Consider the following 14,695-nt stretch of genomic DNA (forward strand, 5'->3'; position numbering starts at 1 on the left):
GGGATGGCCGGCGTGAGCGTGGCAGCTCAACAGGGCGGTGCTCGGCCTCCGACGACCATTGAGACGGAGCCTCACGCCGAGGCGGCCAGACCGTCCGCCCACTGGGCAACCGGAGGGCGTGGCAGGGCGCGCACCACCCCGGGTGGACCCTCGACGTCGGCAGGCGCGGTGCGTTCGGCTGACCCCGGCACGGCAGGTACGACGAGGATCGCCGCCGAGGCCCGGTCCGTGCCGGGCGCCCGAGGAACGCCCGCATGGGTAACCGTCGTGGACTCTCGGGTCGGTGGCACGCCGCCCGTCGACGCGACGACCCGGAGTCGGCGCAGCCTCGGGTCCGTTCCGCGAGTGGACGCGGCCGGTGAGGTGGTCACCGTCGGGCTGCGGGGTCGGTGGCGTGACACGTCGGAGGGCGACACCGCGAAGACGGCGTCGAGGCGGTTGGTGGGCGCGACGGCGGTGCCGAGCCGGCTGTTCCGCGCACGAACGGCCTCGAGGGGCACGACCTCGGCCCGCGGTACGCCCTCGGCACGCCGTACGGCCTTGCCGCTGGCGGCGGCACGACCGGCGCCAGCCGGGTCACCGCAGGGGCGGACGACGTCCGGGTGGACGGTGTCGAGGCCCACGACGTCGGCGACGCGGCGGCCGAAGACGGCCCGCAACGCGCGAGGCAGGCGCTCGGCGGCGACCTGACGCAGCGCGGGCGCGGCGAACGCGTACCCGCCGGTGCGGTGGTGGAGCAGGAGCCCGGCGGCGACCAACCCTCGTAGCGCGGGTGCGGACCGACCGGGCGTCCAGCCGAGGGCCCGGTCGACGGCAGCACCGGAGATCACACCGCCGAGGGTGCCGGCGGCCATCAGCACCGCCCGCCGCTCACCGTCGAGGTGGTCCAGCTCCGCTCCGACGACCCGGCGTAGCGCCTCGGGCAGGGGGAGCGCCGCCGGGTCGGCACCGTCCACGAGCGACGCGACGTACGCCGCCGCGTGCCCGGGTCGACCTCCGACCAGCGGCAGCAACCGGTCGGCCAGGGTCACCGGCTGCCCGGCCCGGCTGAGCAGGTGGCGCAGCAGCCGACCGGACTGCACGGTGGCCAGGGGTCCGATCGTCATCCGTCGCGCCGGGCTCGGCCGGGTGTCGGCCCACTGCGGTTGGTGCAGGGTGATCAGGGCAAGCGGCAACCCGCGCGCCGTCGCCGTGCTGAACAGCGCGTGCAGGAACCGGCTCATCGCGGGCGCCGCCCGGTCCACGTCGTCCACGGCGACGATCAGCGGCTGGTGAGCGGCCAGACGCAACAGGACGTCCCGGCAGATCGCCGCGCCCGCCAGCGCCGCCGACGAGCTGTCCGGGGTGGTGAGGAACCGCTGCAGAGCGGGGACCGCCGCCGCGACGCGCTCCGGCGGGAACAGCGACGTCAGGGCGGCGACCAGCCGGTCGTGGACCACCGCCGGGCCGTCGCCGTGCCGCACCCCCGCGAGGCCACGGAGCAGATCGGCGGCCGGGGCCAGGACCTGATCGGGGTACGGCTGGCAGGTCGCCACGCACCACCGCACCGGCACGCCGTCCACAGTGGTCAGTCCCCGGGTCAACTCGTGCAGCAGGCGGCTGCGGCCACTGCCGGTCGGGCCGACCACTGACAGCCACCTCGGGCTGTGCTCGCGGATGGCCTCGCTCACCTGGTCGCGGATGGTGGCCAGTTCACGGCGACGGCCGATCAGCGGGCCGTCGTGGCGGTCGGTGCCGGGGCGTACCAGGCCGACGGCGTGCCAGACCGGCATCGGAGGCACCCGTCCGGAGACCGGCACCGCCGCCAGTTGACGCTGGGTGATCAGGCCGGCGGTGGCCCGTGCGGTGGCCGCGCAGAGCGCCACTGAGCCGGGCTCCGCGTACTCCTGGAGGCGGGCCGCTGTGGTGATCACCGCGCCGCTGGCCACGCCGTGCCCGCCACTGACGGCGCCGCCCAGGTCGACCACGACCTCACCGGTGGCGACACCGACGCGTACGCGCAGTCTGATGTCGCCGACCATCGGCCGACGGTCCAGCGCGGCCTGGATCTCGAGCCCGGCGCGCACCGCCCGGTACGCGTCGAAGCCGTCCGAGTGCCGAGCGCCGAAGAGGGCCATCACCGCGTCGCCGACGTACTTCTCCACGACTCCCTGCCAGCGGTGCAGCACGCCGGCGACGGTGTCGAAGTAGGCCCGTTGCAGGGCGCGGACGTCCTCCGGGTCTAGCCGGTCCACCAGACCGGTGGAGCCGACGATGTCGGCGAAGAGGACGGTGACTGTGCGTCTCTCCTCCGGCACCGGCCAGTGTCCGGTCCCGGTTCGCTGCGGGTCGATGACGACGATGCTGCTGGTCATGGGTATCGCACCGGCCCTTCTTCCCGCTTCTGCCTGATGACCTCCGGAGATTGGCATCCCTGGGCCCACGGGGGATCTGCAGAACGACGTATGTCGGCCACCCGCAACCTTTAGTCGCAAAGTCGACGCGAGGAGTACCACAAGCGGCGGATGGCCGTAGAACGGTGCGGGGCCCTGTGATTAGGCTGCGTGCCATGGCCAGCGATGTGGACACCGCACCGCTCGTGGGTCGGGCCGAGCTGGTGCGGACGGTCCGGTCCGCGTTGCTCGGTGACGCGGCGCACGGGCAGACCGCCGCCGTCTTCCTGACCGGCGAGAGCGGTGTGGGCAAGACCCGGTTGCTGGGCGAGATCGGCGACCGGTTGCGTGACCAGGGCGCCGTGGTGCTCACCGGCAGCTGCCTGGACATCGGCGACGCCTCCCCGCTGCACCCGCTGTTGCAGGCGCTGCGCCGCTACGACGCCGACCTGTCCGCCTCTCGCAAGCGCAGCTCGTCGGCGGTGCGCGGGCTGTTGCAGATGGTCGCCGACGAGACCGCCGGTCCGGACGGCGCGGGCGCGTTGCTGGAGCGGGTCTCGCGCGGGCTGCACCTGATCGCCGAGGGCAGACCACTGGTGTTGATCCTCGACGACCTGCAGTGGGTCGACCGCAGCACCCGGCAGTTGCTGCTCTACCTGTTGGCCGGTCTGGGCGACCTGCAGCTCTCGGTGTTGGCAGCGGTACGCGCCGAGTCGTTGCAGGGCGCGCACCCACTGCGCCGGGTGCTCACCGAGCTGCGTCGCCTGCGGACGGTGCGGGTGCTCGACCTGGCACCGCTGGGCCGAAGCGAGACCGAGGAGCTGGCCGCGGCGGTGGTCGGTCGGCCCCTGTCCGGGGACGCGGCCGACCAGGTGTGGCAGCGCAGCGGCGGCAACCCGTTCGTCATCGAGGAGCTGGCCCGCGACCTGCGCGACGGCCGCGACGGTCTGTCCGAGACGCTGCGGGAGATCTTCCTCGACCGGGTCGACGCGCTGCCGCAGCACGCGCACGCGGTGGTGCACGCGGTGGCTGCCGGCGTGGAGCCGGTGCAGCACTGGCTGCTGGCCGAGGTGCTGCGGTTGCCCGAGGACGAGCTGATCGACGCGGCCCGCGCGGCCGTGGCGCACCGGCTGCTGGTCGGCGCCGACGACGGCTACCGGCTGCGGCACCGTCTCGTCGCCGAGGTGCTGGCGCACGAGCTGCTGCCGGCCGAGCGTTCCGGGCTGCACCGCCGCTACGCCGAGGCGCTGACCGCGGCCCCGGGTGAGCTGCACCAGGCCCGGCTGGCACACCACTGGCGGCTGGCCGGTGACCCGGCGCGCGCGTTGCCGGCGGCGGTGGCCGCCGCGCAGGAGGCCGAGCGGCTGGGCGGCTACGCCGAGGCGCACCGGCACTGGTCGGCGGCGTTGCAGCTCGCCGCTGACTCGGGTCCGCTCGCGGTGGACCGGGTCGAGCTGCTCGGAAACGCCGCCGAGGCCGCCCACCACTGTGGGGAGCACGCCCGCGCGTTGGCCCTGCTGGAGGAGTTGGCCACGCTCCAGGGCGGCGAACCGAACTGCGCGCTGCACATCCGCCGGGCCCGCTACCTGGCCGCCGCCGGTCGCTCGGCGCTGGCCGAGGAGGAGTACCAGCGGGCGCTGAAGGCGGCGGACTGCTCCCCGCGCGACCGGGCCGCGGCCGCCGCCCGCCTGGCCGAGTTGTTGCTGCACCTGGGCCGGTACGCCGACGCCGGTGAGCGGGCGCGGGAGGCGCTGGCGCTGGCCGAGAACGTGGAGGGGTCCGCCACGGAGGTCGTGCTGGCCAGCTCGGCGCTGGGCTTCAGCGACGCCTTCCTGGAGGACCCGGACGCCGGTCTGGCGGTCATGCGCGACGCCCTCGACACCGCCGAGCGCGCCGGCCAGCCCGAGGACGTCGCCTGCGCGTACCTGCACCTGGCGGAGTTGCTGACCGGGCCGCTGAACATCCTCGAGGAGGGTGTGGTCGTGGCCCGGCGGGGCGCCGAGCGGGTGGCCGAGCTGGGGCTGGGCCGCACCTGGGGCACCCGGCTGCTGGCGATAGCCATCAACGGGTTGTTCCGGGTGGGCCAGTGGGCCGAGGCGGAGAAGGTGGTCGCGGCGGCGCTGCGGCACCGACCGTCCGGTGCGGACGCCGTCGAGTTGCTGCTCGCCCGGTGCCGGCTCTCGGTGGGCTACGGCGACATCGAGGCCGCCGGCCGGGACCTGGACGCCGTCGCGACCCTGCTCGCCGGCGGTGGGGCGCGGCACGTCATTCCGCTGCTCACCCTGCGCTCCGGGCTGGCCATGTGGGAGGGCCGGCACGACGTGGCGCGGATGGCGGTGCAGCGCGGCCTCACCGAGATCCGCTCCGACGACGTGATGATCCTGTCCGCCCTGGTCTGGCACGGTCTGCGCGCCGAGGCGGAGGCGCACGCCAGCCGCACCGTGGAGGTGGACCCGACGGCGGTGCGCCGACTGCGCGACGTCGCCGACCGGATGGCGCGCAAGAGCGCCGGCGCGGCCCGACCGGTGCGCTCGGTGGTGGAGGGGTTCCTGGCGCTCTGCGCCGCCGAGGTGAGCCGCCTCGACGGCAGCGACCCGGAGCTGTGGGCGACGTCGGTCGCCGAGTGGGACCGGCGTAACCACCCCTATCCGGCGGCATACTCGCGGCTGCGGCAGGCCGAGGCGCTGCTGGCTCGCCGCAGTCGACTGGCGACCGCCGGCAAGCTGTTGCGCGAGGCGTACGAGGTGGCGCAGGGGTTGGGCGCGGTGCCGTTGACCTCGGAGATCCGCGAGCTGGCCGGGCGGGCCCGGGTGTCGCTGGAGGAGCGGGAGCCCACCGGCGCGACGCGGGGGGCGCCGACCCAGGCGTCCGACGACGAGCTGGCCGCGCTCACCGCGCGGGAGCGGGAAGTGCTCGCGTTGGTCGCGGAGGGTCTGACCAACAAGGAGATCGGGCAGCGGCTGTTCATCAGCGAGCGGACCATCGGCGTGCACGTCTCGCACATCTTCGACAAGCTGCAGGTCCGCACCCGCGTCCAGGCCAGCGCGATCCAGTTGCGCAACCACCGGGGCTGACCGACCACGACGTATCCCGGCGCGCCTGTGCGTGCCGGGATACGTCGTTCTACTGATCCGGCCGACGGGTGCGGGCTGAAAGGCTGAGCCGCGTCGACGACGGCACGGGGGATGCCGCCGACCACGATGGAGGAGAGATGACCGAACCGGTCTGGGGGCCCGTGCACCGGGACATCGTCGACCTGCTCGCCGACCACCCCGCTGACGTGCCGGCCGTGGTCGATCACCTCACCAAGCTCCAGGACCTGTTGGTGCGGCTGCCTCCGTTGGAGGACAGCTGCCCCCTCGCCGACTTCAACAAGCTCTACCTGACCATCACCAGCAGCGTGCTCGACGGGCTGTACGACGACCGCTTCGTCGATCCGGCGTTCCTGTCCCGGCTCGACGTCGAGTTCGCCGCACGGTACTTCGACGCGATGCGGTTGTGGACCGACTCCAGTCCGGGCACTCCGAAGGCCTGGTCGTGCCTCTTCGAGCGGATGCGGGGGCCGGACGCCCGTCCGTTGCCCTCGGCGGCGGCCGGGGTGAACGCGCACATCAACTTCGACCTGCCGTTCGCGTTGGTGACGACGTTCGACCACCTGGAGTCGGAGCCGGTCGACGGCAGCGACCAGCACCACGACTACCTGGAGATCAACAACATCTTCGCCGACAAGATCCCCGGCCTGCGCCGGGGCTATCTGGAGCGGTGGCAGCTGCTCATCGACATGCTCAACGGCGACATCGACGACTGGTACCAGGGGGAACTGGTCGAGTACACCCGCGATGTCGCCTGGCGTAACGCGCAGAAGATCTGGCGGTGCCGGCACGATCCGGACGCCCGCGAGTGTGAGCGCCTGCGGTTGGACGACAACGCCGCAGCGCTCGGCCGGCTGCTGCTCTCGCCCCTCGGGGCGTTCCTGCAGTAGTCGGGACGGGGGGTCCCCGCGCTCCGCCCCGTGGGGGGCGGCGGAGCGCGGGGGCGCACATCCCACCAGCTCCACCCACCCCGTGGGGTCGGCCGAGGTCCGGTCGGCCCGGGGTACAGCCGGTCGGCCCGGGGGGTGTCGACCGTCTGCCACCGTCGGCCGGCCCGGGGGGTGTCGGCCGGCGGTGGGGCAGGGCGTCGACGGTGCGGGATTTCGAGGGTGTCGGCGGGCGCGTAACGGGTACGCCCGCGCCATGACCGTCCTGGCCCGGCGGCGGCCCGCCGCCCGACCCCGGCCCGCGCGGCCCGGGCCCCTTCGTCCGGGTGGCCCGGTGTCCCGACCCACCGCCCGGCCGGGTGCCCGGTGACCGACGTCGCGACGCGGTTCCCGTTCCGCTTCGATCCGGTGTTCCGCCCGGTGTTGGCGCTGGTGGGCGTCCGCCCGGCGACGGCCTGGGTCGTCGTGACCGACCGGGACCTGATGATCCGGTACGGGCCGTGGCGGCTGCGCACCGCACGGGCCAACGTGATCGCCGTCGAGCTGAGCGGCCCGTACCGCTGGTGGCGGGTGATCGGGCCGCACGTGTCGATGGTCGACCGGGGCGCGAGTTTCGGTAGCAGCACGGCGGGCGGCATCTGTCTGCGCTTCGGCGCGCCGGTGCCGGCGCTGGTGCCCGGCGGGCGCGTACGACACCCGGCGGCGACGGTGACCGTCGCCGACCCGCCGGCACTGGCCCGACTGCTCGCCGTGCCGGACCTGTCCTGAGCAGCGCGTTCACGTCCCCGGTTCGCCCGGCTGGGCGCCCGGCCACCGCCTACCGTCGGGTCAGGACCGGTGAGGGTGGGGACTGACGATGGGTGACGAGCACCGGGCGAGAGCCCGACGTTGGGGTGGACGCCGCCACGCGCCGACCGGGCCGGACCCGGCGCTGCGGGCGGCCCGTGACCCGGCCCGCCCGCACCCGGGCGGCCGGCCCGGGGTGGTGGTGCCCGAACGCGTGGACACCCCGGCCCGTTCGGCGCCGCCGGCCAGCCCGTTGCGCCGCTGGCTCTTCCAGCACCGGGTGCAGCCGCCCGGGCCGGAGACGAGCGAGGGGCAGAACCGCACGCACGCCTGGTGGCAGGTGATGTGCCTGACCGGGGTGGACTACTTCTCCACGCTGTCGTACCTCCCGGGCATCGCCGCGGTGGCGGCCGGCGCGCTCTCCCCGCTGGCGACCCTCCTGATCGTCGCGCTCACCCTGTTCGGCATGCTGCCGATGTACCGGCGGGTGGCCCACGACAGCCCGCACGGTCAGGGTTCCGTGGCGATGCTGGAGCGGCTGCTGCCGTTCTGGCGGGGCAAGGTCTTCGTCCTCGTGCTGCTCGGCTTCGTGGCGACCTCCTGGATCATCACGATCACGCTCTCGTCGGCCGACGCCACGGTGCACCTGTTGGAGAACCCGTACCTGCCGGACGCCCCGGAGGGCGCCCTGGTGCCGGTCGCGGTAACCGTCGTGCTGCTGCTCATCCTCGGCGGGGTGTTCCTGCTCGGCTTCCGCGAGGCGGTGGTCGTCGCCATCCCACTCGTCGCGATCTTCCTGGCGCTCAACGCGGTGATCGTCGGGGTGGCGGTGGCCCGGATCGTCGAGGACCCCGGCATCGTGTCGGACTGGACGGCCGTGTTGACCACCACCGGCGCCGGACCGGGCCACGTGCTGCTCACCGCCGTGTTGGCCTTCCCGCTGCTGGTGCTGGGGTTGTCCGGTTTCGAGACCGGGGTCAGCATGATGCCGCTGGTATCGGCCGACGGGCCGGACAAACAGGCCCGCCTGGCCGCCCGGATCCGCAACACGCGTCGGCTGCTCACCACCGCAGCCCTGATCATGTCGGTGTACCTGATCTCGACGACATTCGTGACCACCCTGCTCATCCCGGCGGAGGAGTTCCGGCCGGGTGGCGGCGCGAACGGGCGGGCGCTGGCGTTCCTGGCGCACAGGTACCTGGGTGAGGCCTTCGGCACCGTCTACGACGTGAGCAGCGTGCTCATCCTCTGGTTCGCCGGCGCGTCCGCGATGGCCGGGTTGATCAACATCGTGCCCCGCTACCTGCCCTCGTACGGCATGGCCCCGGAGTGGGCGAGGGCGGTGCGCCCGGTGGTGATCGTCTACACCGTCGTCAGCGTCGGCATCACGATCGCCTTCGGGGCCGACGTCAACGCGCAGGCCGGGGCGTACGCCACGGGCATCCTGGCGATGATGGTCTCCGGCGCGGTGGCGGTGACGATCGCGGCGGCCCGCCGCCACCAGCGTGTGGGTGCGATCGGCTTCACGGTGCTGACGCTGGTGCTGCTGTACGCGCTGGTCGAGAACGTCATCGAGCAGCCGGACGGGATCACCATCTCGGCGTTGTTCATCCTCGGCATCATCGCCGTCTCGCTGGTGTCCCGGGTCACCCGCACCACCGAGCTGCGTGCCGAGCGGATCGAGTTCGACGAACCGGCCCGTCGGTTCATCACCGAGTCGCTGGCCCATGACGGGCAGCTGCACCTGATCGCGAACAAGCGGCAGAAGGGCTCGGTGAAGGAGTACACGGTCAAGGAACGGGCGCAGCGCGGGATGAATCCGGTACCCGGGGCGGCGGACGTGCTGTTCCTGGAGATCGACGTGGTCGACCCGTCGGAGTTCAGTCAGGTGCTGCGGGTGCACGGCATCGAGGTGAGTGGCTTCCGGGTGCTGCGGGCCAGCAGCCCGGCCGCGCCCAACGCGATCGCCGCGATCCTGCTGGCCCTGCGGGACGCGACCGGCGTGCGGCCGCACGCGCACTTCGAGTGGTCGGAGGGGAGCCCGATCGCGCACCTGGCGCGCTATCTCATTCTCGGCCGGGGGGACACCCCTCCGGTGGTGCGGGAGATCATCCGCCGGACCGAGCGCGACCCGCTACGACGCCCCGGCATCCACGTCGGCGGGTGATCGGGATGCCCCCGTTTGGTGGGTTCCGAAGATGAATAAGGGCACTATTCACGTTCACACCTTCCTGTCCGTATTGCGGATTTATCGTGACGTTTGGTGGTCGACGGTACGTCGAGCGCCCCGCGCCCTGATCGGCGCGCGGTCACGGCAGTAAGGCAGGAAGGTAGGCATTCTTGATGTCCACGTACCCAGGAGGAGACCGCGCGACCCGACCCAGGCGGCGGTCCCGATGGTTCCTGGCCAGCGGTTTGCTGGCAGGGAGCCTGGTCGTGGGAGCGGCCGGAGCAGCAGGCGTGGCCGCCGCCGCCGACCGGGCCCTCGCCCTTCCCGGTCTGAGCCGGCTCAGCACGGCCGGTAGCGACGACGACCGGCGGGCCGACGACCGGAGCGGCGAGGACCGCGAGCGCAGCGATGGCGAGCGGGACCGCCCGACCACCCCGGGCACCGGCAAGCGCGGCGTGGTGTCGGTCCCCTGCGACGCCGCGAAGCTGGTGGCGGCGCTGGTGACGGCCAACGCCGAGGGCGGGGCGGAACTCCGCCTCGCGCCCAAGTGCCGCTACGTCCTCACCGAGGCGTTCCACGAAACCGACCAGTACGACGGCGGGATCCGCGACGCCCGGGAGGCCGCCGACGCCGCGGAGACCCCCGGTGACGCCGAGGCGCCCCCGCACAACCCGGCCGACGACACCGCCGGCCTGCCAGTGATCTACCAGCCCATCACCATCGACGGCGCCGGGGCCACGATCGCCCGCGACGCCCAGGCCGCGGCGTTCCGGTTCTTCACCGTCCGCGACGGCGGGGAGCTGACCCTGCGGGACGTGGAGTTGCACAACGGCCGCTCGGCGATCGAGGGCGGCAGCGTGCACGTGGTGCACGGCGCCACGGCCGTGGTGGAGCGGGTGACGGTCTCCCAGAGCACGTCGCTGTCACCCGAGGGCGGCGGCGGGGGCATCTTCAACGACGGCAACATGGTGGTCACCGACTCCACGTTCATCGGCAACAGCGCCTCCGGCGCCGCGGGCAAGGGCGGGGGCCTGCTCAACGGTGGCGTGCTGACGCTGAAGCGCTCCGAGTTCCACCGCAACAGCGCCAACGCGTACGGCGGCGGGCTCGGCAACTACCGGGGCGCGGCCGAGGTGGAGAGCGTCTCCTTCACCCAGAACAGCGCCGTGCAGGGTGGCGGGCTGGCCAGCTTCTCGGCCCGGACCAAGGTCTCCGACACCGAACTGCTGAACAACACCGCGCAGGTCGGCGGCGGTGCCGCGAACTCCGACGCGGTGCTGGTGATGCGCAAGATGACCATCCGTGGCAACACGTCAACCGTCAACGGCGGCGGTATCTCGACCGTCAAGGGCCTGACCCCGCTCGACGACAGCGTGGTCGACGGCAACACCACCCACGGCCTCGGCGCCGGCATCTACGCCGAGAAGGCGAACCTGCTGGTCCGCGGCAGTGACGTGACCCGCAACGAGGCGGTCGGCGCCACGTCCACGGGTGGCGGCATCTACGCGACGGCGGGCTCGGTGGCGATCTACACCAGCAAGATCACCCACAACGCGTCGACGCTGAAGCCGGGCGGGGTCTTCGCCTCGCACGCCCAGGTCAAGATCGACGACGAGAGCGTTGTCGTCGAGAACGAGCCGACCAACTGCGAGGGCAGCCAGGTGCCCATCGCGCACTGCTTCCGCTGAGGACACCGCGCACCCATCCCGAACGCGCAGCCGGCCGCCCCGACGATCAGTCGGGGCGGCCTCGGCACGTCCGGGTGTTCGCGTGCCGCAGGTGGGTCAGCTCCGCCCGCGCAGGCGACCGGAGAGGTCGTTGGCGAAGAAGTCCAGGAAGCCGTCCGGATCGGGACCGGCGTTCTGCAGGACGATGTGGTCGAAGCCGGCGTCGACGTACGACCGGACCTTGGCGACGTGCGGCTCCGGCTCGGGGCCGACGGCGAAGAGCTGACGGATGTGCTTCTCCTCGACGTGCGCGCTGGCCGCGTCGAAGTTGACCGGGTTCGGCAGCTCGCTCATCACCTTCCAGCCCGTGACCAGCCACCGGCTGGTCTGCAACACCGCCTGCACCGCCTGCTGCTCGTCGGTGGCCCACGCCAACGGAACCTCGGCGTAGCGGGGGCCCGAGCCGTGCGCGCGCCGGTAGTGCTCGACGATCGACGCGTCCGGCTCGGTGGCGAACAACCCGTCGCCCAGCTCGGCGGCGAGTCGGGCCGACGCCTCGCCGCTGGCCGCCACGGCGATCACCGGCGGGGTGTCCGGCAGGTCGAACACCCGGGCGTCCTCGAGTTGCAGGTGCCGGCCCTCGTACGACTGGTAGCCGCCCTGCCAGAGCAGCCGGATGATCTCCAGTGCCTCGCGGAGTCGCTCGTGACGCCCTCGTACGCTGGGGAAACCCTGCCCGACGACGTGCTCGTTGAGTCGCTCGCCGGCACCCACCCCGAGGGTGAACCGTCCGTCGGAGACCAGCGCCATGGTCGCCGCGGCCTGCGCGATGATCGCCGGGTGGTAGCGGACGGTGGGGCAGGTGACGCCGGTGGCCAGGCGCAGTGTGGTGGTCTTGGCCGCGATAGCGCCGAGCACGCTCCAGGTGAACGACGAGTGGCCCTGCGCGTCGAGCCAGGGGTGGTAGTGGTCGCTCATCTCGACGAAGTCGAAACCGGCCTGCTCGGCCAGGACGGCCTGCCGGATGATCTCCTGAGGGCCGTACCCCTCCGAGGCCAGCTTGTAGCCGATCTCCATGTCCTGCTCCCGACGCCGTCCGCGTGACTGACGCCAGTCGGTTCCCGACCGGAGCACCGACAAACGCCGCCGGACCCCAAACCAGCCTCCTAGGATGCCGTACGGGGTGTGCCGGTCACGTCACCTCACCGTGAGGGGTCGGCCGCCGCACCAGCATGTCGATCACACCCGTCAGGTCCTCCTCGCCACCGCCCTCGGCCAGACGACGGCGCATCAGGTCGAAGTAGGGGCTGAGCAGTTCCGTGCTGACGCCCTGCCCCTCGGCGGTGCTCAGGAAGGTCGGGGCGCCGGCCACCTGCATGGCCAGACTGGAGACGACACCCCTGGTGTAGTCGCCATGGCGCAGCTGGTCGGCGGTGTGGTGAACCGTCGGGGCCATCGCCACGAGCCAGTCGGCGAGCAGTGGGGCGAGTGCCGCGGGGTCGATGTCCTCCCGGCGGATCAGCGCGAAGGCGTGCGCGGCCCCGGCGAACATCCCGTACATGGCGCTGAGCAGAGCCACGTCGTACAGGGCCGCGAAGCCTGCGTCCTCGCCCACGTAGGTCGTGCCGAGCGGTACGCCCAGGGTCTCCTGGTGCCGCTCGAACAATTCCCGAGAGCCGCTGTAGATGACGTAGCCACCAGCGTCCGCGGTGCCGACCATCGGAGGGACGGCCATGACCCCGGCGTCGAGGTAACGGGCGCCCCGCTTCCGTGCCCATCCGGCGCGGGCGCGGGCCTGGTCAGGGGTGCTGGTGGTCAGGTTGACCAGGTCCTTGCCGGTCAGGTCGGCGCCGGCCAGCACCTCGCCGACCGATGTGTCGTCCAACAGGCAGACGACCACGAGGGTGTTCGCCGCGACCGCGTCCGCGGCGCTGTCCGCGACCCGCACGCCCTCGGCGGCGAGCGCAGCGGCGCGGGCCGGGGTGCGGTTCCAGACGGTGAGTGGATGCCCGGCGGTACGCCAGGCACGCGCCAGCGCGGTGCCCATCGCGCCGAGCCCCAGCACGGTGACGGAGGTCTTCTCGAGAGTGTTCTGTGCCATGCCGACTACGCTTGTCAGAGTCCCGCAAATGATCAAGTACGCACGTCGAAGTGGGTGGTTACCCCGGGGTGAGCGTGCACGTCAGGAGGATGCGGCATGGCGACGCTGAACCGGCCGGGCACACCGGACGGACACATCTGCGGGATCGACACCGCGATGGAGGTCATCGGCGGCAGGTGGAAGGTGCTGATCCTCTGGGCGCTCCACGAGCATCCCCAGCGCCGCTTCGGTGAGCTGCGTCGACTGCTTCCGGGAATCACCGAGAAGGTGCTGACCTCACACCTGCGCGAGATGGAGGCGGACGGTGTCGTGCGCCGTGTCTCCTACGACGAGGTGCCACCCCACGTCGAGTACTCGCTGACCGAAAACGGCGTCCGACTCAACGACGCGCTCGAGCCGCTGGCAGCCTGGGGTCGCCAACGGTCAGACCTGGGCGCAGCCGGGGCGGACAGGGCCGACATCGTGACCCGCGACGACAGCGACAGGGCTCTCGAACATCTCCGAACTGGCCCGTGACCAGGTCGAACACCCGGCCGGCTGTTCGAAACAGCGGACACCCCTTCCGGCGGTCACCGTCGGGCCAACAGACTTCTCCTCGTCCGGCGGAGCCACCCGACCGAGGGCGGTCTCACCGCCAGACGAGGTCAGGCGTGGACCAGTGTCGGCGGCCGTAGCGGTCGCGGCAGAGCCAACAGGGGAGTCAGGATGACCAACAGTGTGTTCCGTCGTGCCGCCGCCGTGCTCGTGGCGGCCGTCCTCGGGGGCGGAACAGCCCTCACCGGCGTCTCGCCGGCCTTCGCGGAGGGCTGCCTCAGTGGCAGGGGCGACGTGCCCAGCCCGAAGGGCGGGCCTGGAGCGACCGCGACCGCCACCCTCTGCGTCAACAGCGCCGGCTACGCCTGGCTGGACACGAACCGGACCAACACCGTCACCGACCTGAGCGGCGACGGCTACGCCGCCCGGGTGTACGTCTACTGGAACCGGGGGTACAGCGGGGCGATCGCCGTCGACGACACCTCGTCGTCCGGAGGTGCCCGGCTGTCCTGGGAGTCCGGCGTGGGCACCCAGTACCGCTGGACCGAGGTCTTCGTCTGCCTGGGCTACTCGAGGCCCGACGACTACAACGGCCGCTGCGACTCGATCGTCTACAACAACTGAAGCGCGCCGGCCCAGGCCCACACCGGGGCCTGGGCCGGAAAGCCTTTGTCCTACTTGGACGGCTCGGGCAGCTTGCAGTCGACCTTGGGGTTGGCGCCGATGTAGTTCAAGGGCCCGGCCACGATGGTGACCAGGATCGTACCGGCCTCGGCGCAGTTGGTGTCGTCGCCGCTGTAGTAACCGCGCTGGCCGGCGGCGACCGCGCCGATCAACAACCAGATCACGACGATGACTCCGAGTATCGAGGTGCCGCGCATCGCTGCCTCCTGAGGAATGTGGTGGATTGCTGAGGTGCAGGCGTTGTACCCAATCGGGTCCCGCGGCTAACGGTCCCCAGCAACGACCCCGCGAATCGTCCGTCCGGCCGATGCGGTCCACCGTTGAGTACCGCTCGCGCATCGGCCACCCGCACCCTGTCGCACGGGCGCGCTATCGGATCGCCGACCGACCTCGCCGTCGTAC

The 14,695-nt window shown here is 72.4% G+C and carries 11 protein-coding genes; 7 read left to right on the forward strand and 4 right to left on the reverse strand.

Features of this window, described 5'->3' with window-relative positions; translation table 11 throughout:
* Positions 1-71: 71 nt before the first annotated feature.
* Positions 72-2,354 (reverse strand): adenylate/guanylate cyclase domain-containing protein, encoded by a 2,283-nt coding sequence (locus FHU34_RS16460; RefSeq protein ID WP_145781460.1) that lies wholly within the window; start codon positions 2,352-2,354, stop codon positions 72-74.
* Positions 2,355-2,548: 194 nt separating this feature from the next.
* Between FHU34_RS16460 and FHU34_RS16465 the strand changes: the two genes are divergently transcribed.
* The 5 genes from FHU34_RS16465 to FHU34_RS16485 all read left to right on the forward strand — a co-directional run bounded on the left by FHU34_RS16465 (position 2,549) and on the right by FHU34_RS16485 (position 10,995).
* The gene (locus FHU34_RS16465; protein ID WP_145781462.1) at positions 2,549-5,446 is read left to right on the forward strand and encodes a helix-turn-helix transcriptional regulator; all 2,898 of its coding nucleotides are present in this window, start codon (positions 2,549-2,551) and stop codon (positions 5,444-5,446) included.
* A gap of 137 nt (positions 5,447-5,583) precedes the next feature.
* Positions 5,584-6,354: a DUF5995 family protein gene (locus FHU34_RS16470; protein ID WP_145781464.1), complete on the forward strand. Its 771-nt coding sequence runs from the start codon at positions 5,584-5,586 to the stop codon at positions 6,352-6,354.
* A gap of 363 nt (positions 6,355-6,717) precedes the next feature.
* Positions 6,718-7,119 (forward strand): hypothetical protein, encoded by a 402-nt coding sequence (locus FHU34_RS16475; RefSeq protein ID WP_145781465.1) that lies wholly within the window; start codon positions 6,718-6,720, stop codon positions 7,117-7,119.
* Between the two features lie 88 nt (positions 7,120-7,207).
* A complete protein-coding gene (locus tag FHU34_RS16480; RefSeq protein ID WP_208745014.1) occupies positions 7,208-9,304 on the forward strand; it encodes an APC family permease in 2,097 nt (698 codons plus the stop codon).
* Between the two features lie 176 nt (positions 9,305-9,480).
* Positions 9,481-10,995 (forward strand): right-handed parallel beta-helix repeat-containing protein, encoded by a 1,515-nt coding sequence (locus FHU34_RS16485; RefSeq protein WP_145781468.1) that lies wholly within the window; start codon positions 9,481-9,483, stop codon positions 10,993-10,995.
* 96 nt (positions 10,996-11,091) lie between these two features.
* On the opposite strand, the gene FHU34_RS16490 is transcribed toward FHU34_RS16485, so the two are convergent.
* Together FHU34_RS16490 and FHU34_RS16495 are read right to left on the reverse strand one after the other, a co-directional pair.
* Positions 11,092-12,051 (reverse strand): TIGR03557 family F420-dependent LLM class oxidoreductase, encoded by a 960-nt coding sequence (locus tag FHU34_RS16490; RefSeq protein WP_145781470.1) that lies wholly within the window; start codon positions 12,049-12,051, stop codon positions 11,092-11,094.
* A 115-nt stretch (positions 12,052-12,166) separates the two neighbouring features.
* Entirely contained in the window at positions 12,167-13,075 is a 909-nt protein-coding gene (locus tag FHU34_RS16495; protein ID WP_145781473.1) for an NAD(P)-dependent oxidoreductase, read from the reverse strand.
* A 96-nt stretch (positions 13,076-13,171) separates the two neighbouring features.
* Between FHU34_RS16495 and FHU34_RS16500 the strand changes: the two genes are divergently transcribed.
* Entirely contained in the window at positions 13,172-13,591 is a 420-nt protein-coding gene (locus FHU34_RS16500) for a winged helix-turn-helix transcriptional regulator (RefSeq protein WP_145781475.1), read from the forward strand.
* 189 nt (positions 13,592-13,780) lie between these two features.
* Positions 13,781-14,233 (forward strand): hypothetical protein, encoded by a 453-nt coding sequence (locus FHU34_RS16505; RefSeq protein ID WP_145781478.1) that lies wholly within the window; start codon positions 13,781-13,783, stop codon positions 14,231-14,233.
* 50 nt (positions 14,234-14,283) lie between these two features.
* Here the strand turns inward: FHU34_RS16505 and FHU34_RS16510 are convergent, their stop codons facing one another.
* Positions 14,284-14,490 carry a hypothetical protein gene (locus FHU34_RS16510; RefSeq protein ID WP_088989422.1) on the reverse strand — a complete coding sequence of 69 codons (207 nt, stop codon included), beginning with the start codon at positions 14,488-14,490 and terminating at the stop codon, positions 14,284-14,286.
* Positions 14,491-14,695: the final 205 nt, after the last annotated feature.

Source organism: Micromonospora taraxaci (assembly GCF_007830095.1).
Lineage (GTDB): Bacteria > Actinomycetota > Actinomycetes > Mycobacteriales > Micromonosporaceae > Micromonospora > Micromonospora taraxaci.